The organism is Bradyrhizobium diazoefficiens, from assembly GCF_016612535.1.
Lineage (GTDB): Bacteria > Pseudomonadota > Alphaproteobacteria > Rhizobiales > Xanthobacteraceae > Bradyrhizobium > Bradyrhizobium diazoefficiens_C.
This window is the reverse complement of the sequence record NZ_JAENXS010000002.1, coordinates 611,221-636,690: the sequence shown is the minus strand read 5'-3', so window position 1 is coordinate 636,690 and position 25,470 is coordinate 611,221. Positions and strand designations below refer to the sequence as shown.

Genomic DNA, 25,470 nt, shown 5'->3' with positions numbered 1-25,470 from the left:
TATAATTAGGACAATACGAATTCTGGCGTGATCGAGTGGTTGCGCCGGTCTTGGCACGTTGGACGCGAATCGCCGCAAAAATGCGAGCTCGCACGGCCCTGCTCGCAGGTGGAATTCGCGTCGGTAACATCGTGCTGGCGCGGGCGCACCAGTGCGCCTTTCGTCCTCCGCAATCATACGGACGAAATTGCCACGCACTTGTCCAGATCGTCCCGCTAGTGTTGGCTTCATGTGTACCAAGTACGACCCTCAGCATGAAGCCGAGGCGGCGATGAAACGTGCTGCGGCGTCCGAAGGCTCTGACCGGCAGCGACTCATCGAACTGGCCCTGGCCTGGCATCAACTCGCGCGCGATCGTCGCGACGACGAGCGCAGAGGCGAATCTTCGTCGGATAGAAAAGCCGGCCCGTTCGGGCTTTGTCACCGGTCATGAGAAAGCCCCGTGCTCGGGGGATGAGCACGGGGCCCTTCAAAGCCGACCGGGGCTGGTTGATCGGCACCACTCTGTTTCGCTGCATCCAACGTGCGGGTCCTGATGTCGTTCCACGCCGATGCGCATTTTGCCGTGCCGCCGCTCGCCGCAGCTACGCGGCTTGCCGCTGCTTATCGGTTGCCGCCTGCACTGGTGCCGTTCGGCGCTTGATCTGATTAATCGTCGAAACGTTAGATTAAGAATCACCCGGATGCCGATTTTCGCATCTCGATTCGCTCTCGGGGAACGAAGCGGAGTCGGATCGTGAACAAACAAATCGCCCTCGAAGGGGGCTCCTGCATCAGGCAGCTTCCGTCTTTGGCACGGCATCGGCATTCATCGAAAGCTTGACGATGTCGCCCTCGACGGCGCCGACATATTTCCTGTCGATGTAGTGATGATGGTCCTTATGACCTTCCGGACTGTCCTTCCGGGTCAGCTTGATGCGATGTCCCTCGACGCGGTCGACGGTACCGACATGCACGCCGTCCTTGCCGATGATTTTCATGTGTTCCCTGATTTCGGACATGCTGTCCTCCTTGTGGAGCATCAACGATGCAGACGCAGCTTCGTTGCAACGCGCGCCAGCAGACATTTGGACCTCCGGCACGTCCCAGACGTTGAAGGACGATGACAGCTTTCCGATCGTTGCACCGCGACGCGCATGGAGACCGTTGACGCCTATCTGGAGCGCAAGCACGGGGAAATCGGGCTGCTGAACGATTGCCTGAAGAACCCGGTTCGCCTGCCTCGTCCGCGATCCGTGGATGAGGTCATCAAGGCGAAATTCCAGCTCACCGCAATGCTGCGTGCGGAGCACGCCCTGCATGACTGGAAGGCGACGGAGACGGCGTGGTCGGCATCGGCCTCTCCAAGAAGCGGTCCATTCGTATTCAGTTACGACTATCAGCGCGCAGATCTCGATGTCAGCGGACCTTCATTCTATGAACTCGCGCAGGGTTGCGTCAGCGAGACAATCTATACCGCCTCCGGCATGGCCGCGATCTCGACCCTGCTGCTGGCTTCCGCACCGGTGCTCGCCAAGAGCGACATTCTGGTGCTGCCGGGCTCTTACGGTGAGACGCTGGAACTGATCGGACGCTTTGTCCCAAACCTGCGCCTCCTGACCCTGAGCGTGCCGCTGTCTGATGCGTTTGCTCCGGCTGGCATGCCGCGAATTTTGCTGCTGGATTCTTGCGTCGCTGCCCGCGCCTTCGAGGCGGTCCTGAACTACGACGGTTCGGCGCTCGACCTGCTCGTCTTCGACACGACATGCTTCGCCGGCCGATCGGGACGTATCCGGCGTGTCCTGCGCTGGGCGCAGCGATGCAAACTTCCGGTCGTGATGGTGCGAAGCCATAACAAGCTGGATTCGCTCGGCGCGGAATATGGAAGGCTCGGCTCTGCGGTTTTCGTCGGATGGAGCGGGCAGGGCGTCGAGGCAAGCAGCTCGATGGTCGAGCGTCTTGCCGCCGAGACCCGCGACGCGGTGCGGCTCCTGGGTGGCGCGGCGCTTCCCGCCCACTTTCCGCCCTTTGGAGGCAGCGAAGCCTATTGGGCATTCACGAAGCGGCGCGTCGCCGCCATCCTGCGCAACGGCCGCCATGCGGCCCGGCTTTTTGCGCGCGAACTCGCTTCGCTCGCGGCAGAACTACACTTCACCCATGGCCTCTATGTCACCCTGCAGGCCAGCCGTCCCCTCGATGAGGCCAGCGCGCGGCAAGCCGCAGAAGCCATGAGCCGCGATCTGAGCCGAAAGGGATATCCCATCCGCCACGCCGGCAGTTTCGGTTTCGATTTTGCCGCGACCGAGTGGTTTCACGACGCGACCACGGACCGCTACAGCGTCCGGGTCGCGGTCCCGGATTTGCCGACTGAGCTATGGAATGGTCTTGCAGCGGCGATTGCCGAATGGTGGACGTCGAATCAATGTCGGCATAATTCGTGACTCTCGGCAGATTTTTGATGCCCGCCGATATCGCCGGTCCAGATCATTCAATCGTCGACGGCTGCTTCTGATGGCCCCGATGCACCCATGCCTGAACGGCGGAAGCGAGTTGATGCTGGTTCGTTGCGGCATCCACAATGGACGCCTGCGCTACGTCGATGCGCTTCGCGATCACGCTGGAGTTGACGTCCACGACTGCATCGAGCGCCAGAAACGACATCGCGACGATCGCCACCGCACAGGCGATACCCATTCTCGTCCACTCGGATAGCGGCATCGGCAGTCCCTATGGGGCGCAAGCTTGCCCGCCGCATAGATAGGGCGCATCCGCCCGGTTCAAAGCCCGGCGCAAGCCGACCCACGCCTTCGTGAAAGACGACGGTTTGCAATGGGGCGACGTGTCGCGCGCTGACGATGAACGCTGGCATCCGTCGATAAAGACCTGAGGCTTGGCGATCCCGGCAGGAATCGAACCTGCAACCCTCAGAGTAGAAATCTGATGCTCTATCCAGTTGAGCTACGGGACCGTCCTGGGCCGCCTCCGTTTGGGGCGGCTGTTCATATAGCATGCCAATATGAAAAATCTGGTCTTTCGCCAAGCCTGAACCGAACCGTTTTCCTCAATGCCGCGACAAAGCGGAACAGCGGAGTGTCAGGGTGCCGGGTTGAGCGGCAGCGTACTGGACGATGGTTCACATCGCCGGGGGCGCTGGCCAGCTTCCGGGACACGGCCGCCGGTCGATTGTTTCAGGTATTGCTGCGCCACAGGACGGCGTGCGCGGCGATATCTTGATCGGTCTCCTCTGGGCTTGGCTTGCCATGGCGCATGCGACGTTTTTGCTATCCTGGTTCCATCGCCTTGAGTCCGTCACCTTTCCGCGCACTTTATTGCCACCGCGGCGTTCGTCCGCGATTTCCGGGAGTCCGTCATGATCGGTCTGATCCGCGCCGTCACACTCTGCGCCACGCTGGCGTTCGGCCTTGCGGCCGCGCAAGGAGCGGACAAGGCCTTCAGGCGCGACGATCTCGCCGATTCCGCGATCAAGCTCGAGGCGCAGATCAAGGGCGAGGCGGGGCCGGTCGCCAAGACCGGAGCGAGCTTGCGCACGGACGCCGATGCCGCCTTCAGGCGCAATGATTTCCGCACCGGGCTTTCGGTTCTCGGCCAGATCGCCGCGACCGCGCCGGAGGACGCCGGCAACTGGCTGCGGCTCGCCAAGGTCATCTTCCAGATCACGCCGAAGAGCTCGAGCGAGCAGACCTTCCTGCTGGAGCGCGCCTCCACCGCCGCCTACATCGCCTACCAGCGCGCCGCCAATCCGGGCGAGGAGGCCGACGCGCTCGCCGTGCTCGGCAAGTCGCTCGCCGAACGCAAGCTGTGGCGTCCGGCGCTGGATGCGTTGCGGCTGTCGCTTGACATGCGCGAGGTCGCCGACGTCCGAGGCCAGTATGAGAAGCTGCGCGACGAGCACGGTTTCCGGCTGCTTGACTATACCGTGGACTCGGACTCGGCCAGTCCGCGCGCGTGCTTCCAGTTCTCGGAAGAGCTCGCCAAGCGCACCGACTTCGCGCCATACCTCGCGCTTGCCGGCCAGGACAAGCCGGCATTGTCGGCCGAGGGCAAGCAGCTCTGCGTCGACGGGCTGACGCACGGCGAGCGCTACAACATCAATCTGCGCGCCGGCCTGCCCTCGACCGTGAAGGAGGGCCTGCCGAAATCGGCCGAGTTCAACGTCTACGTCCGCGACCGCAAGCCGTTCGTGCGTTTCACCAGCCGCGCTTACGTGCTGCCGCGCACCGGTCAGCGCGGCATTCCCGTGGTCAGCGTCAACACGCCCGCGGTTACCGTCAACGTGTTCCGGATCGGCGACCGCAATTTGATCAACACGGTGGTCGACAGTGACTTCCAGAAGACGCTGTCGAAATACCAGCTCACCGATTTGGGCAGCGAGCGCGGCGTCAAAGTCTGGTCCGGCGAGCTTGCGACCGCGATGACGCTGAATCGGGACGTCACCACCGCATTCCCGGTCGACCAGGCGCTCGGCGAACTCCAGCCCGGCATCTATGTGATGACGGCGGCCGCCAAGGGCCCGGGTAACGACGACGACTACCAGCTCGCGACCCAATGGTTCATCGTCTCCGATCTCGGCGTAAGCGCTTATTCCGGCAATGACGGAATCCATGTCTTCGTCAACTCGCTGGCCTCGACCGATCCGGTCGGCAAAGCCGAGGTGCGGCTGGTCGCCCGCAACAACGAGATTTTGGCGACCCGCAAGACCGATGATGCCGGCCATGTGCTGTTCGAGGCGGGGCTGGCGCGCGGCGAGGGCGGCTTGTCGCCGGCGATGCTCACGGTCACGGGTGAAAAGGCCGACTACGCTTTCCTCAGCCTGAAAACAGGCGCCTTCGACCTGTCCGACCGCGGCGTCGCGGGCCGGGCGATGCCTGTTGGTGCCGACGCCTTCGTCTATGCCGAGCGCGGCGTCTATCGCTCCAGCGAGACCGTCTATCTCACCTCGCTGTTGCGCGACGGGCAGGGCAATGCCGTCACCGGCGGCCCGCTGACCCTGGTGGTCGAGCGCCCCGACGGCGTCGAATACCGCCGTGCTCAGCTCGCCGACCAGGGCGCCGGCGGTCGCACGCTGGCCGTGCCGCTCAACTCCGCCGTCCCGACCGGGACGTGGCGGGTGCGCGCCTTCACCGATCCCAAGGGCTCCTCGGTCGGCGAGACCACCTTCATGGTCGAGGACTACGTCCCCGACCGGATCGAATTCGACTTATCCGCCAAGGACAAGCTGATCAAAGCTAACACTCCTGTGGAGCTTAAGGCGGACGGCCATTTCCTCTATGGCGCGCCGGCCTCGGGTCTCCAGCTCGAGGGCGATTTGCTGGTCGCGCCCGCATCCGAGCGGCCTGGCTTTGCCGGCTACCAGTTCGGCGTCGATGACGAGCAGACCACCTCGAACGAGCGTACGCCGCTGGAGAACCTGCCTGAGGCCGATGCCAATGGTGTTGCGACTTTCCCGGTGACGCTGGAGAAGCAGCCGGCCTCGACCCGTCCGCAGGAGGCGCAGATCTTCGTCCGCATGGTCGAGACGGGGGGGCGCGCCGTCGAGCGCAAGCTGGTGCTGCCGGTCGCGCCCGCGACCGCCCTGATCGGCATCAAGCCGCTATTCGCTGACAAGAACCTCGCGGAAGGCGACAAGGCTGAGTTCGACATCGTGTTCGTCTCGCCCGAGGGCAAGACGCTTCCCCGCGATGGCCTGCGCTACGAGCTCCTGAAGATGGAGTCGCGCTATCAATGGTATCGCCAGAACAATTACTGGGAGTACGAACCGGTCAAATCGACTTCGCGCGTCGCCGACGGCGACGTCACCATCGCCGCCGATAAGCCTTCGCGGATTTCGCTCGCGCCCCAGCCCGGCCGCTACCGGCTCGACGTGAAATCGAACGACGCCGACGGCCCGGTGACTTCGGTGCAGTTCGACGTCGGCTGGTATTCCGACGGCAGCGCCGACACGCCTGACCTGCTGGAGACCTCGATCGACAAGCCGCAATATTCCTCCGGCGATACCATGACGGTCTCGGTCAATGTCCGCACCGCCGGCAAGCTCACCGTCAACGTGCTCGGCGACCGCCTGCTGACGACGCAGACCATCGACGTCAAAGAAGGCACCGCGCAGGTAAAGCTCCCGGTCGGCAGGGACTGGGGCACCGGCGCCTATGTGGTGGCGACGCTGCGCCGTCCGCTCGATGCGGCCGCCCAGCGCATGCCCGGCCGTGCGATCGGCCTGAAATGGTTCGGCATCGACAAGCAGGCCCGCACGCTCCAGGTCAAGCTGACGCCGCCGGCGCTGATCCGGCCGAACTCGACCTTGAAGATCCCGGTCAAGCTCGACGGGCTCAATCCGGGCGAGGACGCCAAAATTGTCGTTGCCGCGGTCGATGTCGGCATCCTCAACCTCACCAATTACCAGCCGCCGGCGCCGGACGATTACTATCTCGGCCAGCGCCGCCTGAGCGCGGAGATCCGCGACCTCTATGGGCAGCTCATCGACGGCATGTCGGGCACGCGCGGCCAGATCAAGTCCGGCGGCGACGCAGGCGCTGCCGAGCTCCAGGGCTCGCCGCCCGCGCAGAAGCCGCTCGCGCTCTATTCCGGCATCGTCACGGTGGGCGCCGACGGCATTGCCGAGGTGAGCTTCGACATTCCGGAGTTCGCCGGTACGGCGCGCGTCATGGCGGTGGCGTGGACCGCCACGAAACTCGGCCGCGCCAACACCGATGTCGTAATCCGCGATCCCGTGGTCCTGACCACGACCCTGCCGCGCTTCCTGCTCAATGGCGACCACGGCACGGTCAACCTCGAGATCGACAATGTCGAGGGCCAGGCCGGCGACTACGTCATCAACGTCAAGACGGGCGGTCCGGTGAAGATGACCGGCAATCCCGCAACCACCGTCAACCTCGCCGCCAAGCAGCGCAATTCGTTCGCGCTCGCGGTCGATGCGACCGCAGCGGGGCCGGCAACGCTCGACGTCGACATCAAGGGACCGAATGGCCTTGCGCTGGCGCGTCACTATGCATTCGACGTGAAAGCGGCGACGCAAGTGCTGGCGCGGCGCTCGATCCGGACGCTGGCGAAGGGCGAAAGCTTGACGCTGACCTCGGACATGTTCTCCGACCTCGTGCCGGGCACCGGCAGCGTCTCGGTCTCGGCGAGCCTGTCGACCGCGCTCGATGCGGCGACGATCCTCAAGGCGCTCGATCGCTATCCTTATGGCTGCTCGGAGCAGATCACGAGCCGTGCCATGCCGCTGCTCTATGTCAACGACCTCGCGGCCGGGGCGCATCTCGCCATGGATACCGAAGTCGATCAGCGCATCCGCGACGCCATCGAGCGGCTCTTGGCGCGCCAGGGCTCGAACGGCTCGTTCGGCCTGTGGTCGGCGGGCGGCGACGATGCCTGGCTCGATGCCTACGTGACCGACTTCCTCACCCGCGCCCGCGAAAAGGGCTTTGTGGTGCCGGATATCCTGTTCAAGACCGCACTCGATCGCATCCGCAACTCCGTCGTCAACGGCAACGAGCCGGAGAAGGACGGTGGCCGCGATCTTGCCTATGGCCTCTACGTGCTCGCACGTAACGGCGCGGCGCCGATCGGCGATCTCCGCTATCTCGCCGACACCAAGCTGAACAACCTGGCGACGCCGATCGCCAAATCTCAGCTCGCGGCGGCGCTGGCTCTGGTCGGCGACCGTAACCGCGCGGAACGGGTCTATGGCGCAGCGCTCGATAGTCTTGCGCCAAAACCGGTGCTGGAGTTCGGCCGCACCGACTACGGCTCGCAGCTTCGCGATGCCGCAGCACTCGTCTCGCTCGCGAGCGAAGGTAACGCGCCGAAGGCGACGCTGACGCAAGCGGTGTTGCGGGTCGAGACCGCGCGCGGGCTCACGCCCTACACCTCTACGCAGGAGAATGCGTGGCTGGTGCTAGCGGCACGGGCGTTGGCGAAGGAGAATATGTCGATCGATGTCGACGGCCAGCCGGTCAAGACCGCGCTCTACCGCAGCTACAAGGCGGACACGCTGAGCGGCAAGCCGCTGAAGATCACCAACACCGGCGATGCGCCGGTTCAGGCGGTGATCTCGGTGTCGGGTTCGCCGGTGACGCCGGAGCCGGCGGCGTCGAACGGCTTCAAGATCGAGCGCAACTACTTCACGCTCGACGGCAAGCCGGCCGACATCAGCAAGGTCAAGCAGAACGATCGCTTCGCCGTGGTGTTGAAGATTACAGAGGCGAAGCCCGAATACGGCCACATCATGGTGTCCGACTATCTGCCGGCGGGACTGGAGATCGACAATCCCAAACTGGTGTCGTCGGGCGACAGTGGCACGCTGGACTGGATCGAGGACGGCCAGGAGCCGGTGGATACCGAGTTCCGCGATGACCGCTTCACCGCGGCCGTCGACCGTGCCTCGGATTCCAAGGCGGTGTTCACAGTGGCCTATGTCGTGCGTGTGGTGTCGCCCGGCAAATACGTGCTGCCGCAGGCCTATGTCGAGGACATGTACAATCCCTCGCGTTATGGCCGCACCGGCACGGGCAATGTCGAGGTGCGGGCGGCGAAGTGAGTGTTTGGGATGACTGACGCTCCGAACGAGCCACAATCTCCGTCGTCATGCCCGGGCAAAAGCGCGAAGCGCGTCTTCGCGCAGATGTCCCGGGCATCCACGGACTTTGGTGCGGCGGCCAAGAACGTGGATGGCCGGGACAAGCCCGGCCATGACGGAGCAAGGGGCGGGGGCTTCCGCGTCCTCTCCGTCGCCGCGTTCGCGTTCATCCTCGCCATTGTCGGCTTCGTCGGCTGGGTCTACTCCCTCGGCCCGGTGCCGCTCGACGAAGCGCGGCGCGTCTCGACCACGATCGTCGACCGCAACGGCAAACTGCTGCGCGCCTACGCCATGGCCGATGGCCGCTGGCGGCTGCCGGTCGAGACCAAGGCCAACGTCGATCCAACCTATCTGAAACTGCTGTTCGCCTATGAAGACCAGCGCTTCTATGACCATGACGGCATCGATCCGCTGGCGCTCGGCCGCGCGGCTTTGCAACTCACGACGCGCGGCCACATCGTGTCGGGCGGTTCGACCATCTCGATGCAGCTCGCGCGGCTAATGGAGCCGCGGCGGCAGCGCTCGCTCTACGCAAAACTGCACCAGATGGTGCGCGCGATCGAGCTGGAGCAGACGCTCAGCAAGGACGAGATCCTCAACCTCTACCTCGCACTCGCGCCTTATGGCGGCAATCTGGAAGGCATCCGTGCAGCCTCCATCGCCTATCTCGGCAAGGAGCCGAAGCGGCTGTCGCTGGCGGAGGCCGCGCTGCTGGTCGCGCTGCCGCAATCGCCGGAGAGACGCCGGCTCGACCGTTATCCCGAAGCCGCGCGTATTGCGCGAGACCGCGTGCTCGACCGCATGGTCGAGGAGCATGTGGTCAGCACCGAGGACGCAAAGCAGGCCAAGGCCGTGCCCGTGCCGAAACTGCGCAAGCCGATGCCGATCCTGGCGCCGCACGCCTCCGACACCGCGCTGTCCACCATCAAGGATACGCCGGTCATCAAGCTGACGCTGGATTCCAATCTCCAGAAGGTGCTGGAACCCTTGGCGCGCGACCGCGCCGTTGCGTTGGGTGCGAACATTTCGGTCGGCATCATTGTGGTCGACAACGACACTGGCGACGTGCTCGCGCGCGTCGGCTCGGCGGATTATTTCGACGAGAGCAGGGCAGGGCAGGTCGACATGACCCGCGCCATCCGCTCGCCGGGATCGACGCTCAAGCCGTTCATCTATGGGCTGGCCTTCGAGGACGGCTTCGTTCATCCCGACAGCCTGATCGACGATCGCCCGGTTCGCTTTGGCTCCTACGCGCCGGAAAATTTCGACATGACCTTCCAGGGCACGGTGCCGGTGAAGAAGGCGCTGCAGCTGTCGCTGAACGTGCCCGCGATCGTGCTGCTCGACCGCGTCGGTTCGAGCCGGCTGGCGTCGCGGCTGCGGCAGGCCGGCGGCAACCTCGTTCTGCCCAAGAACGAGGCGCCGGGGCTCGCCATGGGTCTCGGCGGCGTCGGCGTGACACTCCAGGACCTCGTCCAGCTCTATACGGGTTTCGCCCGGCTCGGCACCACCAGGCCGCTGCGCGAGGTCATGGCGGATAAGGACGATCGTGAGCCGCTGCGGCTTCTGGATCAAGTCGCAGCCTGGCAGGTCGGCAACGTGTTGCTCGGCACGCCCCCGCCGGAAAACGCCGCCCATAACCGCATCGCGTTCAAGACCGGCACCTCTTACGGCTACCGCGATGCGTGGTCGGTCGGGTTCGACGGCCGCATGACCATTGGTGTCTGGGTCGGCCGGCCCGATGGCGCGCCGGTACCCGGTCTGATCGGTCGCGTCGCTGCAGCCCCCATCCTTTTTGATGCTTTTGCGCGGACCGGCAAGACGCTGGTTCCGCTGCCGAGGCCGCCGAAGGGAACCCTGGTCGCCAGCAACGCGAAGTTGCCGTTGCCGTTGAAGCGGTTCCGCCCGGTGGGGGAACTGGTTCGGACCGGCGGCGAGCAGGCGCTGCACATCCAGTTCCCGCTCAACGGCTCCCGGATCGACGTAGACCGCTCAGGTGGAGCTGAGGCCGCCGCCGTGCCCGTCAAGGTCGCCGGCGGGGTGCTGCCGATGACTGTCATGGTCAACGGGACGGCGCTCGGCGAGATCGACGGACGGCGCCAGCGCCTGATCGATCCGCCCGGCCCGGGCTTTGCGCGGCTGACCGTGATCGACGCCACTGGCGCCGCGGACACAGTTGTCATTCGAATTCAATGACGCTGCCTTAAGCGGTTGTGGCGATGGCGGTTTCAGCGTAAGCGGAACCAATGGTCGAGACCTATCCAACGCCTCGTTTTGGAGCGCCCCGAGAGCCGAAATCGCCCGTGAATCCGGGCAGCCGGCTCGTGCTGATGCTCGACTTTGTCACTGCCAGTCACGCCCGTGCGGTCGCTTTCCTCGTGCTGTGCGCGCTGCTGCTTTTCCTGCCCGGCTTCTTCACCATCCCGCCGGTCGATCGCGACGAGGCGCGCTTTGCACAGGCCACCAAGCAGATGGTCGAGAGCGGCGATTATGTCGACATCCGTTTCCAGGAGGACGTTCGCTACAAGAAGCCGGTCGGCATCTACTGGTTGCAGTCGGCTGCTGTTGAAGCCGCGTCGGCACTCGGGCTGCCGAAGGCCGAATTGCGGATCTGGGTCTATCGGCTGCCATCGCTGTTAGGTGCGATCGGCGCGGTGCTCATGACCTATTGGACGGCGCTCGGCTTCGTCACGCGGCGCGCCGCGGTCCTTGCCGGGCTCCTGATGTCCGCCTCTGTGCTGCTCGGCGTCGAGGCGCGGCTCGCAAAGACCGACGCGATGTTGCTGTTCTGCGTGGTCGCCGCGATGGGGGCGATGTCGCGGGCCTATCTGTCCTGGCAGCGTGCGGAGGATGAAACTCATCCGCCCTGGAGCTGGCCCGCCATCTTCTGGACCGCGCTTGCCGTCGGCATCCTGATCAAGGGCCCGCTGATCCTGATGTTCGCAGGCCTCACCATCGTCGCGCTGGCGATCCAGGACCGCGATTCTTCCTGGATGTGGAAGTTGCGCCCGGTCTGGGGCCTGATGTGGATGCTGGTGCTGGTGCTACCCTGGTTCATCGCGATCTTCTGGCGGGCGGGCGATGCCTTCTTCGCCGATTCCGTCGGCGGCGACATGCTGAGCAAGATCGGCGCCCAGGAATCCCATGGTGCGCCGCCCGGGCTCTATTTGGCGCTGTTCTGGATCACCTTCTGGCCGGGCGCGCCGCTCGCGGCGATGGCGGCACCCGCGGTGTGGCGGGCGCGGCGCGAGCCCGGTGCGCAATTCCTGCTGGCCTGGCTGATCCCGTCCTGGATCGTGTTCGAGGCGGTGCTGACCAAGCTTCCGCATTACGTGCTGCCGCTCTATCCGGCGATCGCGATCCTCACCGCCGGCGCATTGGAGCGGAATGTGCTGTCGCGCTCCTGGCTGGCGCGCGGCTCGGCCTGGTGGTTCGCGATTCCCGCGGCGGCCTCGATCATCGCGGTGGTCGGCGCGGTCATGCTGACGCGGCAGCCGGCCTTCGTGGCCTGGCCGTTCATCGCGGCCTCGCTGATCTTCGGCCTGTTCGCCTGGTGGCTCTACGACAACAACCGCGCCGAGCGCTCGGTGCTCAACGCGCTGGTCGCCGCCCTGATGCTGGCGATCGTGGTCTATGGCATCGTGCTGCCGTCGCTGACGCCGCTGTTTCCGAGCATCGAGGTCGCGCGCGCGCTGCGCAATGTCACCTGCGTCGGTCCGAAGGCGGCGTCGGCCGGCTATCACGAGCCGAGCCTCGTGTTCCTGACCGGGACCCAGACGCTGTTGACCGACGGGTCTGGAGCCGCCGATTTCCTCAGGCAGGGCAGCTGCCGGTTTGCGCTGATCGAGCAGCGCTCGGAGCGCAGCTTCGTGCAGCGCGCCGAGGCGATCGGGCTGCGCTACAAGGTCGGCACGCGCATTGACGGCTATAACTTCTCGCAGGGACGCGCGATCTCGATCTCGATCTTCCGCTCGGAAGGCACCGAATAGGATGCCTGTTACGACCACGATCGCGCCGGGCGCGAGCTACCCCGCGCAGCTGTTCGTGGTCGCGGGACGTGGGCTGGCGCAGCTCGTGCGCGCGCCATCGCATTCGCGCCGCGCCGCGGCCGCTCGAAAGCTGGCGCGGCATTCGCTGTGGCTCAGCGCTGCGGGCGCTGCTTTGATTATCGTGCTGATGGTCGCGTTCGATCGGACAGAGATCCAGTTGATGCCAGCGCGTGGCACGCCGGCTCTCTGGCCCATCCGCATCCTCACCGATTTCGGCAAGGACGAGAATGTGCTCTCGGTACTTGGCGTAATCCTGGTCGTCGTGGCGCTCGTTGCGGCAGGCCTGCACGGCACACGCCGCGCGCTGCTGCTCGGCTTCGGCACTCGGCTTCAGTACATGTTTCTGTCTGTGGCCCTGTCGGTGTTCGTCGCCGAGATCCTGAAATATCTCATCGGCCGCGGGCGTCCGTTCGTCGGCGGCAAGGCCGATCCGTTCAACTTCATCCCGTTCGAGGGCTCGGCGGCTTATACCAGCCTGCCGTCGGGGCATGCGGTGACGGCGTTCGCTTTGGCTCTTGCGGTCTCGGCGCTTTGGCCACGCCTGCGCGTGTTCATGTACACTTACGCTATCGTGATCCTGCTGACGCGCCTGGTGCTGCTGGCGCATCACCCGAGTGACGTCGCGGCCGGTGCTCTTATCGGCATGGTCGGCGCCATGGCGGTCCGCTACTGGTTTGCGGCGCGCCGGCTCGCTTTTGCCATCCGGGCCGACGGCACCATCGTGCCGCTTCCAGGACCGCTTCCCGGACGCCTCAAAAGGGTTGCCCGTGGCCCATCCGCCCCATAAAAGCGGCTGCCTGCCGGGGCTCACGGTTCCCCGAGCCAATCCCTCAAGTCAAGCCAAACCAACCACGAGCTTTCGATTTGTCGTCGCCCCAGCCTTCGGTTTCCATCGTCGTCCCCGTGCGCAACGAAGCCGACAACATTGCGCCCCTGATCGAGGAGATCACGGCCGCGCTCGATGGCCGCTGGGCTTATGAGATCATCTATGTCAACGACGGCTCGACCGATGCGACCGGCGAGCGGCTCGCGGCGGTCATGGCGCAGCGGGACAATGTGCGGCAGCTTCGTCATGCCAAATCGGGCGGCCAGTCGGCGGCGGTGCGCAGCGGCGTGCGCGCGGCCCGCGGCACGATCGTGGCGACGCTCGATGGCGACGGCCAGAACAATCCTGCCTTCCTGCCGGACCTGATCGCGGCGGTCGAGAAGGGCGCCGATGTCGGGCTTGCCGCCGGGCAACGCGTCGGGCGCAAGGACACCGGCTTCAAGAAATTCCAGTCGCGGGTGGCCAACAAGGTCCGCAACGCGATCCTGCACGACGGCACGCGCGACACCGGTTGCGGGTTGAAGGCGTTCCGGCGCGAGGTCTTTCTGATGATGCCCTATTTCGACGGGCTGCATCGCTTCCTGCCGGCACTGGTTCGTCGCGAGGGTTTCGACATCGCCTATGTCGACGTGATCGACCGGCCGCGCCATTCCGGCGTGTCCAACTACGGCTTCTTCGACCGGCTGTGGATCGGGATCATGGATCTCGCCGGCGTGTGGTGGCTGATCCGCCGCAAGAAGCCCACTCCAGACGTGACCGAGGTAAAGGCATGATCATTCAATTCGGTCAGGCGTTGCACAATTATTTCTACGACGTCTTCGTCGCCAAGTTCGATTTCTGGCTCGCCTTCGGCCTGGTCGCACAGCTGTTTTTCACCGCGCGCTTCCTGGTGCAGTGGATCGCGAGCGAGCGCGCCGGCAACAGCGTGGTGCCGATGGCGTTTTGGTTCTGCTCGATGGGCGGCGGCCTGATGACCCTGGTCTATGGCGTCGTCAAGCGCGAGCCCGTCATCATCCTCGGACAGGCGCTGGCGACGATCATTTATGTCCGCAACATCATGCTGATCATCAAGAACCGCGGCAGCGCCTCGAAGACGCTCAATCGCTGATTCCGGCGCTGCCCTATCCGAAGCTCACATTGCCGCTTTCAGGGCCGCAAAGCCGCGATCGAGATCGGCCTTGAGATCGTCGGTGCTCTCCAGCCCGATATGCAGACGCAGCGTCGGCCCGCCGGGCGCCCACTTCGTCGCCGTGCGATAATCTTTGCAATCGAAGGGAATTGCGAGGCTCTCGAAGCCGCCCCAGGAGAAGCCCATGCCGAACAGTTTGAGCGTGTTGAGCATGGTGTCGACCGCTTTCTGCGGCGCCGGCTTCAGCACGATGCTGAACAGGCCCGAGGCGCCGGTGAAGTCGCGCTTCCAGATCGCATGGCCTGGATCGGTCTCGAGCCCCGGATGCAGGACGCGCGCGACCTCAGGCCGGCTAGCCAGCCAGCGCGCCATGTCGAGGCCGGAGCGATGATGCTGCGCGAGCCGCACCGACAGCGTGCGCAGGCCGCGCAACGCGAGGAAGACGTCGTCTGGGCCGGCGCAGACGCCGAGCAGGCGGATGCCCTCGACAATCTGCGGCCAGGCCTTGGCGTTGGCTGAGATCGTGCCGAACATGATGTCGGAATGGCCGCCGATATATTTGGTGGCGGCCTGCATGCTGATGTCGACGCCCTGCTCGAGCGAGCGGTGATAGAGCGGCGTCGCCCAGGTGTTGTCGTCGATGACGAGCGCGTCGTGCGCATGCGCGACCTCCGCGATGGCGCGGATGTCGGGCATCTCGAATGATTGCGAGCCGGGCGCTTCGATCAGCACCGCACGGGTGTTGGGCTCGAACAGCTTGTCGATGCCGTCGCCGATCAGCGGATCGAAATAGGTGGTCTCGATGCCGAGGCGCGCGAGCATGCCGTTGCAGAAATTGCGCGAGGGCCGGTAGACGTTGTCGCAAACCAGGATGTGGTCGCCGGTCTTCAGCACCGCGAGCAGGGTGGTCGAGATCGCCGACAGCCCCGACGGCACGATGCCGACGCCGGCGCATTGCGGCCCCTCCAGCGCCATCAGCGTGTCCTGGAACGCCCGGGTCGTCGGGGTGCCGTGGCGGCCATACGTGAACTCGCCGCGATGGGCATGCAGGTCCTCGGCGGTCGGATAGAGCACGGTCGAGCCGTGGAACACCGGCGGATTGACGAACCCCTTCTGCGCCTTGGTATCGCGGCCGGAGGTGACCAGCCGGGTTTCGGCGTGCTGCTGTGCGGGGTGCGGGGAATCCATGCGTCTGCTTTCAAAAGCGCGTTTCTGCCGGGCGCGGATGGCGCCGTCGGGACGGCCGAAAGGCCGCGAACGTTAATAACAGAACACAGAAGAGTCCCGTCAACCCCTTGACCCGGCTCGCCAGTCGTTCTGTGATGCGCAGGTGCTATTCAGTCGCCGCATGTTGAGGGGCCTGCTGCGACCTTCGATCCATCGTCTGACCGGACCTTGCGCCATAGCCATAAAGGCACGGCAGGCGCCCGCGGCGGGGATTAAGGTATGGCCTCAAGGCGTCGGCGGGTGTTCGGCAAGGTTTCCAGCATGACTGTTTCCAGCATGACTCTTGCAAGGCAGTTTTTAGTAGGATTTGCCCCGGCAAGAGACGATCCTGAGACAATGTTCCTGACCTTCAGACGACTTTGAAAGGCCCAAAGCCCATGAAACGCGTAACCCTGGCTCTCACTCTTGCTCTCGCCGCCGGCCTCTCTGCCCAGGCCGCCGACGCGCAAACGCTCAAGACCGTCAAGGACCGGGGCATGCTGTCCTGCGGCGTCAGCCAGGGCCTGCCCGGCTTCTCGAACCCTGACGACAAGGGCAACTGGACCGGGCTCGACGTCGACGTCTGCCGCGCCATCGCGGCTGCCATCTTCAACGATCCGACCAAGGTGAAGTTCGTGCCGACCTCGGCCAAGGACCGCTTCACCGCGCTGCAATCCGGCGAGATCGATGTGCTCTCGCGCAACACCACATGGACCCTCTCGCGCGATACCGCGCTCGGCGCCAACTTCACCGGCGTGACTTACTATGACGGGCAGGGCTTCATGGTGAAGAAGTCGCTCAAGGTGAATTCCGCGCTCGAGCTCAACAGCGCCTCGGTCTGCGTGCAAACCGGCACCACCACCGAGCAGAATCTCGCCGACTACTTCAAGGCCAACAACATGAAGTATGAGGTGATCGCGTTCGGCACCAACCCTGAGACGGTTAAGGCTTATGAAGCCGGACGTTGCGACGTGTTCACTACTGACCAGTCCGGCCTTTACGCCAACCGCCTCACTCTTACCAACCCCAATGATCACATGATTCTTCCTGAGATCATCTCGAAGGAGCCGCTCGGACCGATGGTGCGACACGGCGACGACCAGTGGTTCGACCTCGTGAAATGGACGTTGTTTGCCATGGTCACTGCCGAAGAGCTCGGCATCACCTCGAAGAACGTCGACGAGAAGGCCAAGATGGAGAATCCGGAGCTGAAGCGCGTCCTCGGCTCTGACGGCAATTTCGGCGAACAGCTCGGCGTCACCAACGATTGGGTGATCCGGATCGTGAAGGCCGTCGGCAATTACGGCGAGGTGTTCGAGCGCAATGTCGGCGCCGGCTCGCCGCTCAAGATCAACCGTGGTCTCAACAATCTCTGGAATAAGGGTGGTCTTCAGTACGCGCCGCCGATCCGCTGATCCCGCCGATCGGCCGGGGCAGGGCAATGAGCACCGAAGCTCGTAAACCGCCGCTCCAGATCGCGCTGAAGATCAGGCGCGTCCTGGGTGGCAAGGCAGGCTGGAACGGCGTCGCCGTCCAGCTTGCCTTCGCGGCGGTGCTGGGCTGGATTGCCTACGAGATCATCTCCAACGCTCGCGCCAACCTCGAAAACCAGCACATTGCCGCCGGCTTCGGCTTCCTCAGGAATAACGCCGGCTTCGACGTCAACCAGACGCTGATCTCCTACACCGGCTCCGACACGTTCCTGCGGGTGTTCGTGGTCGGACTGCTGAACACGGTCGTGGTCTCTGTGGTGGGCATCGTGTTCGCCACATTGATCGGCTTCATCATCGCGCTGTGCCGGCTGTCGCCGAACTGGCTGGTGTCGCGCGTCGGCGAGATCTATGTCGAGATCATTCGCAACCTGCCGCTCCTGTTCCAGATCCTGTTCTGGTACCTGGCGGTGCTGGCGGCGCTGCCCAATCCGCGGCAGAGCATCTCGCTTTTCGGGTTAGCCTTCATCAGCAATCGTGGCCTGGTCATTCCCAGTCCGATCGGTCAGCCCGGATTGATGCCGTTCATGGCCATGATTGCCTTCGGCGTCGTTGCCTCGCTGGGATTGCGCTCCTACTCACGACGCGCCCTGTTCCAGACCGGCCGGGTGATCCGCATCTGGCCCTACGTGCTTGCCTTGCTGTTCGGGCTGCCGCTCGTCACGATGCTGGTGTTCGGTCTGCCCTTCACGGTCGAGCTTCCGCAGCTCAAGGGTTTCAATTTCGCCGGTGGCGCGCGCATCATCCCGGAATTCGTGGCGCTGACGCTGGCGCTGTCGACCTATACCGCGTCATTCATCGCGGAAATCGTGCGCGCCGGCATCCTGTCCGTCCACCAGGGACAGATGGAGGCCGGAGCTTCACTGGGCCTGAGCCGCGGCACCACGCTGCGGCTGATCGTGGTGCCGCAAGCGATGCGCGTGATCGTGCCGCCGCTGACCAATCAGTACCTCAACCTCACCAAGAATTCCTCGCTCGCGGTCGCGATCGGCTATCCGGATCTCGTTTCGGTTTGGGCCGGCACGGCGCTGAGCCAGACCGGGCAGGCGATCGAGATCATCGCCATGACGATGGGCGTCTATCTTCTGATCTCGCTCTTCACCAGCTTTGTGATGAGCGTTTACGGCTGGCGCCTCAACCGGAGCCTCGGCGCATGACCGACATCACTGCGTCATCCTTCGTGCGGCAGGACCTGGTCGCCGAGCGTCCGGCGCCGGTCAAGACCACCGGTATTGTCGGCCTGCTGCGCACCCGCCTGCTCAATTCGCCGACCAATATTCTGCTCACGATCGTCAGCGCCTTGCTGCTCTGGTTCACCGTCATTCCGTCGGTCAAATTCCTGATCGTCGATGCGGTCTGGAGCGGCCAGGACCGGACGGCCTGCCTGGCCGAGAACGCCGGATTCGCGGTCGGCGCCTGCTGGCCCTACATCCAGGCCAAGCTGCCGCAGCTGATCTACGGCTTCTATCCCGAGGCGGAGCGCTGGCGGGTCAATCTCGCACTGATCCTGGCGGCGGCCCTGCTGCTGCCACTGCTCATTCCCCGCCTGCCGGCCAAAGGGCTCAACGCCAGCTTGTTCTTCTTCGCGTTTCCGGTCGTGGCGTTCTTCCTGCTGCATGGCGGCGGCGTCACCGGTTTCGGCCTGAGCTGGACGGCCGGCCTGCTGGAATTGTTCGACGACAGCATCGTCAGCGCCGGACGGGGCCTGCTCAGCCTGAGCAAGACATCGGCGATCGCGCCGCTGCTCTGGGTTGCCGGCAATCTTATCGTGCTGATCGGCACAGGGATCCATTGGCTGATCTTCCCATTGATCTGGCTGCGCGACCAGATCCAGGGGACGGGCCAGTCGGTCTGGGTTGATTTTGCCATCACCACCGCGTTCGTCTCGCTGATCGCTTTCGTCCTCGGCGGCGGCCTGCGCGGCGGGGGGCGCGCGCTCGCATCAAGCATTGCCACCTTCGTCGCCATTGCCATCGTCATCAAACTGATGGGGCTCGACCACGGCGGTTTACCGATCGTCGCCACGAATTTGTGGGGCGGCCTGCTGGTGACGCTGGTGGTCTCCGTCACCGGCATCGTCACCTCGCTGCCGATCGGCATCGCGCTGGCACTCGGCCGCCGCGCCTCGATTCCCCTGATCCGAATCTTCTCGATCGCCTTCATCGAGTTCTGGCGCGGCGTGCCGCTGATCACCGTGCTGTTCTTCGGCACCTACATGCTGCCGCTGTTCCTGCCAGGTAACTTCACCATCGATGGCCTCGTGCGCGCCTTGATCAGCATAGCGCTGTTCACGGGCGCATATCAGGCCGAAAACATTCGCGGCGGCCTTGCGGCGATCCCGCGCGGGCAGGGTGAGGCCGCAGCCGCCCTGGGGCTGTCGTGGTGGAAGACGACCTCGCTGATCGTGCTGCCGCAGGCGCTGCGCCACGTCATTCCGAATCTCGTCAACAGCTTCATCTCGCTGTTCAAGGATACCACGCTGGTTTCGATCGTGGCGCTGTTCGATCTCCTGGGCTCGCTGCGGGCGTCTTTTTCGGATCCGAAATGGTCGACGCCGTCGACCCTGTTCACCGGCTTTGCTTTCGCCGGGATCATCTACTTCATCTTCTGCTTTGGAATGTCGCGCTACTCGCTCTTCGTCGAGCGCCGCCTCAACGCCCACCGCCGCAACTGATCGAGGCCGCCATGTCCGCTGAACCCATCGTCAACATTTCCGGCCTGAACAAATGGTACGGCGAGTTTCACGTGCTGCGCGACATCGACCTCGAGGTCGAGAAGGGCGAGCGCATCGTGATCTGCGGCCCTTCGGGCTCGGGCAAGTCGACCTTGATCCGCTGCATCAATGCGCTCGAGGAGTTCCAGGAGGGGGAGATCGTCGTCGACGGTATCGAGCTCGGGCCCAATCTCAAGCATGTCGATGCGGTGCGCCGCGAAGTCGGCATGGTGTTCCAGAGTTTTAACTTATTCCCGCATCTGACGGTGCTGGACAATTGCACGCTGGCGCCGATCTGGGTGCGCAACATCCCGAAAAAGGATGCCGAAGCGGCCGCCATGAAATTCCTGGAGCGGGTCAAGATCCCGCACCAGGCTAACAAGTTTCCGGGGCAAATGTCCGGCGGCCAGCAGCAGCGCGTCGCCATTGCGCGCGCGCTGACCATGAACCCGAAGGTGATGCTGTTCGACGAGCCGACATCGGCGCTCGACCCTGAAATGGTCAAGGAGGTCCTCGACACCATGGTCGACTTGGCGAAAGAGGGCATGACCATGCTTGTCGTCACCCACGAGATGGGCTTTGCGAAGGAAGTGGCCAACCGCGTCGTCTTCATGGACGCCGGCCAGATCATCGAGGCCAACACGCCGAATGAATTCTTCGCCAACCCGCAGCATGCCCGCTCAAAGCTGTTCCTGAGCCAGATCCTGCGCTGATCTCCGGGACATCCCGGAGGCGCCGCCGGTGGACCGGGCGGCATTGCGAATCAGGTAGACTCTTCGACGGCCATCCTTCGGAGAGCGACCTTGCAGAGCAGCGCCGGCGCGCGCGCATTCCAGAACGCGCGATTGCAGAAGAAGTTCAAGAAGCAGGCGGAGGCCATCATCTCGGCCGCGAACGCGGCCCATGGCCAGGGCCGCTATGCGGAGACCGAAGCGCTCTGCCGCCAGATCCTGAATGAGCTGCCGGAGCATTTCAGCGCCTTGCATCTGCTTGGACTGTGCGCGTTCGCGGGCCAGCGCTTCGAGGAAGCAAGACAGGCATTCAAGCACGCCGTGACCGTTGACCCGCGCTCGGCACAGGCCTTTTCCGATTTGGGAGCTACGCATTTCGCACTTGGACAATATGAGGACGCGCGCACTTGCCTGGAAAAGGCCATCGCTCTGAAGCCGAACTTCCCGATGGCCCTGGCCAATCTCGGCAACGCGCTGCTGCACCTGAGCCTCGTCGAGCCGGCCATCGAAATGTACGATCGCGCGATCAGGCTGAAGCCCGACTACGTCGATGCGCTCAGCAATCGTGGTCTGGCGGAGCTGGCGCTGCGCCAATTTGACCGCGCCAGGCAAAGCTTCGAGCGGGCTCTCTTGTTTCAGCCGCGGCACGTGGAATCGCTCGTAGGCAAAGGTCTAGTCGGTATCGAGCTCAAGAGCTACGACGCGGCGAAAGCCGCACTCGAAGCGGCGCTCACGATCAGGCCCGGTTCGGCGAAGATCCTGGCGCACCGCGGACGGCTCAACTTTGAGCTGTCGCGGTCGAAAGAAGCGGCGGCGGATTTCGATGCAGCGCTAGCGCTCTCGCCAAGGCTCGAGGTGGCCTTGCAGGGCAAGGCGCAGGTCTCGCTCAGTCTGGGGAATACCGCGCAGGCGATCCTGGCCTGCACCACCTTGCTCGAGGAAAATCCGCGCTCCGCGATCGCGATGGCGCTGTTGAGCGCCTGTTTTGCCAACCAGGGAGAGATCGCTTCCGCGATCGAACTGCTCGACGCTGCGCTGGCAATTGCGCCGGATGCGGACTTGATCGGGCGAAAGATCTTCTTTCTGGACTTTCTCGCCGACGCCGATTTCACAGTCCAGCAGGCCGCACGAAAGCATTGGTGGGATGCGATCGGCGCCAAATTGCCACAGAGGAAGCTCTCACCCGGGCCGCTCGATCCCGACAGGCGGATCGTGGTCGGTTATGTCTCTGCCGAGTTCTGGTATCACTCCGCGGCGTTCGCCCTGTTACCTCTGCTGCGCCATCATGATCGCGCCCAATTCGAAATCGTCTGCTATTCGTGCTCGCCGACACAGGATGAGGTGACCGCCAGATTCAAGCAATTGGCGGACGTCTGGGTCGATGCCTGGCGGCTTTCGGACGACGAGCTGGCCGATCGTATCCAGGCGGACAAGGTCGATGTCCTGATCGACGTGTCCGGGCATACCACCGGCAACAGGCTCTCCGTCTTCGCACGCAAGCCGGCCCCCATCCAGGTCTCAGGCTTCGGACATGCGTCCGGCACGGGCCTTCAGACCATGGATTACGTGTTTGCGGATCCGATCTTCATTCCGGAATCGGCGCGGCATCTGCTCGCCGAAAAAGTCTATGATCTGCCGTGTCTGAACACGATCGATCCCATCCTGGATGTGCCGCCTTCAGAGCTCCCGATGCTCCGGAATGGCTACGTGACCTTCGGTGTGTTCAACCGCATCAACAAGATCTCGGACGACGCCATCCGCGTGTGGTCGAACGTGATGCGCGAGGTGACGGGATCGAGGATCATCCTGAAGCATACGCTGCTCGACGATTCCCTGGTGCGCGAGCGCCTGATCGCCCGGTTCGTCGCGCATGGTGTTTCCGAGGGCAATATAACGTGCCTGGGCTCGACCCCGCGCCACGAGCATCTGGCGGCCTTCGCGCAGGTCGACATTTCGCTCGATCCGTTCCCGCAGAATGGCGGTATCAGCACCTGGGAATCGCTTTACGCGGGCGTTCCCGTCGTCGCCAAGCTCGGCAACGCGTCCTCGTCGCGCGCCGGCGGCTCTATCGTGGCGGCCGTCGGCCTCGATGACTGGGTGGCCGAGGATGACGATGGCTACGCCGCGATCGCCTGCAAATACGCGGCGGCGCCGGCTCATCTGGCGGAGTTGCGCGCGGACTTGCCGGCTCGGATCGTGGCCTCGCCCGCCGGCAATGTCGAAATTTACGCGGCCAGGGTCAGCGCAGGCTACCGCCAGTTCTGGCGCGACTATTGTGCCTCGGCTTCGCACGGCGAGGGCCCCGAAGCGTAAAATTCTACGCAATTCCGTCGCCGGCAGGAAACTATGTCTTCTGCGAGCCCCACCGCTTCACGCGTCTGAAAGCTCTTTCTGCGCATGTGACGCAAAAGGGGTGCGTTAAATGCTCGGTTTCGTGTTTGGCCTCAATGCCCGCCTCGGGCGATTGCATTTCTTCCTGGCCTCGGTCGCGCTGGCGATCGTGATGACCGCGATCTGCTTTGCGATCGCGATGGCCGTGCTACGGACGACGTCGCCGAGCATGATCCGGCCGGAAGACATCACCGGAAACTGGGCCATCATCGCCGCGATGATCTTTTTTGGACTTGCGACCTTCACGCTGCAATCGATGCGCATCCGCGACATCGGCTGGGATCCGGTCTGCGTGATTCCGGGCTGGATCGCGCTCATGATCGTCGATCATTTGGTGGCGGGCCGGTTTCCGGCCTGGACGATCGGCGAGGAGCATCAGGCCACGATGGTCGGCGGGCTGGTCAATCTCGCCCTGATGCTGGCACTCATGTTCTGGCCGAGCGGAGACAGCGAGGAATCCTACACGAACCCCTTCGAGCCGCGTGCGCGCACGGTGAAAAATCCTTCGACGTCGAACCAGCGCCTTGCGCGCGTGTCGCAGGGCTCGGCGCGTCCGACCTGGAGCTGATCCTGGGCTAGACGAACGGCAATTTGATGTTGCTGCGCTTCTCCAGCCATTCCGGCACCGGCAGGTTCTTGGCGCGCATGAAGTCGGCGTTGAACAGCTTCGACTGGTAGCGGCTGCCGGAATCGCAGAGCACGGTGACGATGGTCTTGCCCGGCCCGAGCTGCTTTGCGAGCCGCATCGCGCCGACAATGTTGATGCCGGTAGAGCCGCCGAGGCACAGGCCTTCGTGCTGGAGCAGCTCGTAGATTACCGTAACAGCTTCGGCATCGGGAATGAGATAGGCGTCGTCAACCTTCGCGCTCTCGACGATCGCGGTCGCGCGGTTGAGGCCGATACCTTCCGTGATCGAGCCGCCCGGCGTCGCCTTGGGATCGCCGGTCCTGAAGTATTCATACATGCCGGCGCCGTGCGGGTCCGCGCAGGCGATCCGGATGTTCTTGTTCTTCTCTTTCAGATAGCGGCTGGTGCCGGCCAGCGTGCCACCGCTGCCGACCGAGCAGACGAAGCCGTCGACCTTGCCGCCGGTCTGCTCCCAGATCTCGGGGCCGGTCGAGTCGTAATGCGCCTTGGCGTTGTCGAGATTGTTCCACTGGTCGGCGAACAGCACGCCATTCGGCTCGGTCTTGCGCAGCTCGTCGGCAAGGCGGCGGCCGACATGCTGGTAGTTGTTCGGATTGGAGTAGGGCAGGGCCTGTGATTCCAGCAGCTCGGCGCCACACAGCTTCAGAAAGTCCTTCTTCTCCTGGCTCTGCGTCTCCGGGATCACGATCAGCGTGCGGTAGCCGCGCGCGCTCGCCACGACCGCCAGCCCGATGCCCGTATTGCCAGCGGTCGCTTCCACCACGAGACCGCCCGGCTTCAGCTCGCCGCGCTTCTCGGCTTCCAGGATCATCCATTTGCCGGCGCGGTCCTTGACCGACTGGCCGGGATTCATGAACTCGGCCTTGCCGAGAATGGTGCAGCCGGTCAGTTCGGACGCACGCTTGAGTTTGATGAGCGGGGTGTTGCCGATGGCTTCGACAACGTCGTTTTTGATGGTCATGTCAGGCAATTACCGGCTGGTGCATAGGATGGACGCGACCCTAAAGTAGGGTCGCCAGCCTTACAAGCGACCCCTTGGCAAGCCGCCTGTGCAAGTTCTTATTGCTGCTTTGCGAAGATGACCTGCCGGACGTCGATATTTCCAGAGAGGAATCCCGCCTCGCAGTAAGCGAGATAGTACTCCCCCAGCCGCCGGAAGCGGTCGTCAAAGCCGCGCGGAAATTATTTCGCCAGGTGGCAAGCGTCTTGGCATAATCTTGCCCGAAGATGCGCTCGCGGATGACAGGAACACCAAACCGGTCGCCAAGCGACTTCAGCACAGCCGGCGAGGGCAGCCATGCCGCCGGGAAAGATGTAATGCTGGACGAAGGCGACCTCGCGTCGATAGCCCTGGAAGAGCCCGGCGCGGGGTATTGCGGTTGAACCGGTGCTGCACCCGTGCTGCCGGCGATGCTCGTTCCGATGACCGCGATGCGCATGTGTGTAAGCGTCCCGCCTCGTGTTGGACGAGCTACAGTGCATGGCGGCGCGGGTTTCAGTGGAGCGCGGGCGGCGTTCGCTGGTCTTGCTGCGAGTGTGGCCACAATATCACATGAAATCTTGGTAAGCTTGAACGCGCCTCATGATGGCGCAACAAATCAGGAAACCACTGCAACACAGCGATTTCTTGAATTTTCGTCGCTCAGGACAGGGTGCGCCCGGGTGTGCGTTTCGCACCTGCTGGACTGTCCCG

Annotated in this window: 17 protein-coding genes, 1 tRNA gene and 1 pseudogene; 13 read left to right on the top strand and 6 right to left on the bottom strand. The window is 64.0% G+C overall.

The annotated features are described in order from the left end of the window. Positions 1-773: 773 nt before the first annotated feature. A complete protein-coding gene (locus JJE66_RS19745) occupies positions 774-1,001 on the bottom strand; it encodes a DUF2171 domain-containing protein (RefSeq protein ID WP_200516134.1) in 228 nt (75 codons plus the stop codon). A 135-nt stretch (positions 1,002-1,136) separates the two neighbouring features. On the opposite strand from JJE66_RS19745, the gene JJE66_RS19740 reads away from it, so the two are divergent. Further along, entirely contained in the window at positions 1,137-2,420 is a 1,284-nt protein-coding gene (locus tag JJE66_RS19740) for a hypothetical protein (protein WP_200516132.1), read from the top strand. Positions 2,421-2,463: 43 nt separating this feature from the next. Here the strand turns inward: JJE66_RS19740 and JJE66_RS19735 are convergent, their stop codons facing one another. Together JJE66_RS19735 and JJE66_RS19730 are read right to left on the bottom strand one after the other, a co-directional pair. After that, entirely contained in the window at positions 2,464-2,697 is a 234-nt protein-coding gene (locus JJE66_RS19735; RefSeq protein ID WP_200516130.1) for a hypothetical protein, read from the bottom strand. A gap of 173 nt (positions 2,698-2,870) precedes the next feature. After that, positions 2,871-2,947, bottom strand: a tRNA-Arg gene (locus tag JJE66_RS19730). Positions 2,948-3,349: 402 nt separating this feature from the next. Between JJE66_RS19730 and JJE66_RS19725 the strand changes: the two genes are divergently transcribed. The 6 genes from JJE66_RS19725 (at position 3,350) to JJE66_RS19700 (ending at position 14,576) form a co-directional block, all read left to right on the top strand. Next, positions 3,350-8,554: an alpha-2-macroglobulin gene (locus tag JJE66_RS19725; RefSeq protein ID WP_200516128.1), complete on the top strand. Its 5,205-nt coding sequence runs from the start codon at positions 3,350-3,352 to the stop codon at positions 8,552-8,554. Between the two features lie 84 nt (positions 8,555-8,638). Beyond that, on the top strand, positions 8,639-10,789 hold the full coding sequence (pbpC, locus tag JJE66_RS19720; RefSeq protein WP_246756467.1) for a penicillin-binding protein 1C: 2,151 nt from the start codon (positions 8,639-8,641) through the stop codon (positions 10,787-10,789). A gap of 50 nt (positions 10,790-10,839) precedes the next feature. Beyond that, a complete protein-coding gene (locus tag JJE66_RS19715; protein WP_200516126.1) occupies positions 10,840-12,582 on the top strand; it encodes a glycosyltransferase family 39 protein in 1,743 nt (580 codons plus the stop codon). A 1-nt stretch (position 12,583) separates the two neighbouring features. Beyond that, positions 12,584-13,429 carry a phosphatase PAP2 family protein gene (locus JJE66_RS19710; protein ID WP_200516124.1) on the top strand — a complete coding sequence of 282 codons (846 nt, stop codon included), beginning with the start codon at positions 12,584-12,586 and terminating at the stop codon, positions 13,427-13,429. A gap of 77 nt (positions 13,430-13,506) precedes the next feature. Beyond that, on the top strand, positions 13,507-14,241 hold the full coding sequence (locus JJE66_RS19705; RefSeq protein WP_200516122.1) for a glycosyltransferase family 2 protein: 735 nt from the start codon (positions 13,507-13,509) through the stop codon (positions 14,239-14,241). Next, positions 14,238-14,576 (top strand): lipid-A-disaccharide synthase N-terminal domain-containing protein, encoded by a 339-nt coding sequence (locus tag JJE66_RS19700; RefSeq protein WP_200516120.1) that lies wholly within the window; start codon positions 14,238-14,240, stop codon positions 14,574-14,576. The genes JJE66_RS19705 and JJE66_RS19700 overlap by 4 nt, the downstream gene beginning before the upstream one ends. 24 nt (positions 14,577-14,600) lie before the next feature. Here JJE66_RS19700 and metC read toward each other — a convergent pair whose 3' ends face one another. Continuing rightward, positions 14,601-15,785 (bottom strand): cystathionine beta-lyase, encoded by a 1,185-nt coding sequence (gene metC, locus JJE66_RS19695; RefSeq protein WP_200516118.1) that lies wholly within the window; start codon positions 15,783-15,785, stop codon positions 14,601-14,603. A gap of 416 nt (positions 15,786-16,201) precedes the next feature. Here metC and JJE66_RS19690 point away from each other — a divergent pair, with 416 nt between their 5' ends. The 6 genes from JJE66_RS19690 (at position 16,202) to JJE66_RS19665 (ending at position 23,696) form a co-directional block, all read left to right on the top strand. Beyond that, positions 16,202-17,218: an amino acid ABC transporter substrate-binding protein gene (locus JJE66_RS19690; protein WP_200516116.1), complete on the top strand. Its 1,017-nt coding sequence runs from the start codon at positions 16,202-16,204 to the stop codon at positions 17,216-17,218. A gap of 26 nt (positions 17,219-17,244) precedes the next feature. Continuing rightward, entirely contained in the window at positions 17,245-18,450 is a 1,206-nt protein-coding gene (locus tag JJE66_RS19685) for an amino acid ABC transporter permease (protein ID WP_200516114.1), read from the top strand. Then, the gene (locus tag JJE66_RS19680) at positions 18,447-19,967 is read left to right on the top strand and encodes an amino acid ABC transporter permease (RefSeq protein WP_200516113.1); all 1,521 of its coding nucleotides are present in this window, start codon (positions 18,447-18,449) and stop codon (positions 19,965-19,967) included. Before JJE66_RS19685 ends, JJE66_RS19680 begins: the two co-directional genes overlap by 4 nt. Positions 19,968-19,978: 11 nt before the next feature. Continuing rightward, entirely contained in the window at positions 19,979-20,719 is a 741-nt protein-coding gene (locus tag JJE66_RS19675) for an amino acid ABC transporter ATP-binding protein (RefSeq protein ID WP_200516111.1), read from the top strand. Positions 20,720-20,809: 90 nt separating this feature from the next. Further along, entirely contained in the window at positions 20,810-23,050 is a 2,241-nt protein-coding gene (locus JJE66_RS19670) for a glycosyltransferase family 41 protein (RefSeq protein ID WP_200516109.1), read from the top strand. Positions 23,051-23,159: 109 nt separating this feature from the next. Further along, positions 23,160-23,696: a DUF805 domain-containing protein gene (locus JJE66_RS19665; RefSeq protein ID WP_200516107.1), complete on the top strand. Its 537-nt coding sequence runs from the start codon at positions 23,160-23,162 to the stop codon at positions 23,694-23,696. 7 nt (positions 23,697-23,703) lie between these two features. Here JJE66_RS19665 and JJE66_RS19660 read toward each other — a convergent pair whose 3' ends face one another. Next, the gene (locus JJE66_RS19660; protein WP_200516105.1) at positions 23,704-24,738 is read right to left on the bottom strand and encodes a cysteine synthase A; all 1,035 of its coding nucleotides are present in this window, start codon (positions 24,736-24,738) and stop codon (positions 23,704-23,706) included. A gap of 98 nt (positions 24,739-24,836) precedes the next feature. Next, positions 24,837-25,133: pseudogene (locus JJE66_RS19655) on the bottom strand (class I SAM-dependent methyltransferase); the annotation flags it as partial. Between the last annotated feature and the right edge of the window lie 337 nt (positions 25,134-25,470).

Excerpts from the sequence above, each read along its gene's own strand:
- JJE66_RS19675 (WP_200516111.1), top strand. The coding sequence starts at position 19,979 with ATGTCCGCTGAACCCATCGTCAACATTTCCGGCCTGAACAAATGGTAC.
- JJE66_RS19725 (WP_200516128.1), top strand. The coding sequence starts at position 3,350 with ATGATCGGTCTGATCCGCGCCGTCACACTCTGCGCCACGCTGGCGTTC.
- JJE66_RS19700 (WP_200516120.1), top strand. The coding sequence starts at position 14,238 with ATGATCATTCAATTCGGTCAGGCGTTGCACAATTATTTCTACGACGTC.
- JJE66_RS19735 (WP_200516130.1), bottom strand. The coding sequence starts at position 2,697 with ATGCCGCTATCCGAGTGGACGAGAATGGGTATCGCCTGTGCGGTGGCG.
- JJE66_RS19745 (WP_200516134.1), bottom strand. The coding sequence starts at position 1,001 with ATGTCCGAAATCAGGGAACACATGAAAATCATCGGCAAGGACGGCGTG.
- JJE66_RS19685 (WP_200516114.1), top strand. The coding sequence starts at position 17,245 with ATGAGCACCGAAGCTCGTAAACCGCCGCTCCAGATCGCGCTGAAGATC.
- metC (WP_200516118.1), bottom strand. The coding sequence starts at position 15,785 with ATGGATTCCCCGCACCCCGCACAGCAGCACGCCGAAACCCGGCTGGTC.
- JJE66_RS19660 (WP_200516105.1), bottom strand. The coding sequence starts at position 24,738 with ATGACCATCAAAAACGACGTTGTCGAAGCCATCGGCAACACCCCGCTC.
- pbpC (WP_246756467.1), top strand. The coding sequence starts at position 8,639 with ATGTCCCGGGCATCCACGGACTTTGGTGCGGCGGCCAAGAACGTGGAT.
- JJE66_RS19690 (WP_200516116.1), top strand. The coding sequence starts at position 16,202 with ATGAAACGCGTAACCCTGGCTCTCACTCTTGCTCTCGCCGCCGGCCTC.
- JJE66_RS19665 (WP_200516107.1), top strand. The coding sequence starts at position 23,160 with ATGCTCGGTTTCGTGTTTGGCCTCAATGCCCGCCTCGGGCGATTGCAT.
- JJE66_RS19710 (WP_200516124.1), top strand. The coding sequence starts at position 12,584 with ATGCCTGTTACGACCACGATCGCGCCGGGCGCGAGCTACCCCGCGCAG.
- JJE66_RS19740 (WP_200516132.1), top strand. The coding sequence starts at position 1,137 with ATGGAGACCGTTGACGCCTATCTGGAGCGCAAGCACGGGGAAATCGGG.
- JJE66_RS19680 (WP_200516113.1), top strand. The coding sequence starts at position 18,447 with ATGACCGACATCACTGCGTCATCCTTCGTGCGGCAGGACCTGGTCGCC.
- JJE66_RS19715 (WP_200516126.1), top strand. The coding sequence starts at position 10,840 with ATGGTCGAGACCTATCCAACGCCTCGTTTTGGAGCGCCCCGAGAGCCG.